General features: G+C 43.3%; 1 pseudogene. It reads left to right on the top strand.

The features are described 5' to 3' along the window. Nucleotides 1-932: pseudogene (locus ACFINY_RS09775) on the top strand (hypothetical protein); the annotation flags it as partial.

Genomic DNA, 932 nt, shown 5'->3' with positions numbered 1-932 from the left:
ACGGATGCTGTAACGGGTAATCAGCTTCATGCTCTAGGTGATAAAGTTGCACAATCTTTAGGTGGAGGAGCTAAGTATGAGGATGGTAAATGGAGCAAACCTAAGTTCACGGTTAAAACAGTAAAATCTGATGGAACTGAGAGTGAGGAGAGCTATACAGATGTGGCTTCAGCGTTTGCCGGTGTAGGAACTTCTTTCACGGATTTACATAAAGAGATTACCAATGAAATTACCACTGCTCAGGCTGACGCCTTGTTGTGGGATAAGTCTAAAGGTGCGTTTGTAGCGACGCATGGGGACAGTAAAGAGAGCAGCAAGATAACGTCTCTTAAAAATGGCGACATTAGTAGAACGTCAACGGATGCTGTAGCGGGTAACCAGCTATATGCACTAGGGAGCGGTGTTGCGAAGTCTTTAGGTGGTAAAGCTAAGTATGAGAATGGCACATGGACAGCTCCGACTTACGAGATCTCTAATATTTCTGCAGATGGTGATGTGGGAAAGAAGAGCTTCAATGATGTTGGTAGTGCCTTTGCGGGTCTTGATACGAGTGTCAAGAATGTGAACACACATCTGTCTAATGAGGTTAAAAAGTTTGATGAAAAACTAAGTAATATTACTCAAGCGGTTAATGGTGATGCTTTATTATGGAGCGACACTGCACATGCCTTTGTAGCGACGCATGGAGAGAAAGATAGCAAAAGCAATAGCAAGCTTACATCTCTTTTAGATGGCGTCATTAAGGATGGTTCCACGGATGCTGTAACGGGTAATCAGCTTCATGCTCTAGGTGATAAAGTTGCACAATCTTTAGGTGGAGGAGCTAAGTATGAGGATGGTAAATGGAGCAAACCTAAGTTCACGGTTAAAACAGTAAAATCTGATGGAACTGAGAGTGAGGAGAGCTATACAGATGTGGCTTCAGCGTTTGC

The organism is Bartonella sp. AA23NXGY, from assembly GCF_042197165.1.
GTDB lineage: Bacteria > Pseudomonadota > Alphaproteobacteria > Rhizobiales > Rhizobiaceae > Bartonella.
Note: the sequence above shows the minus strand (reverse complement) of the source record. Positions and strands in the feature narration are given on the sequence as shown.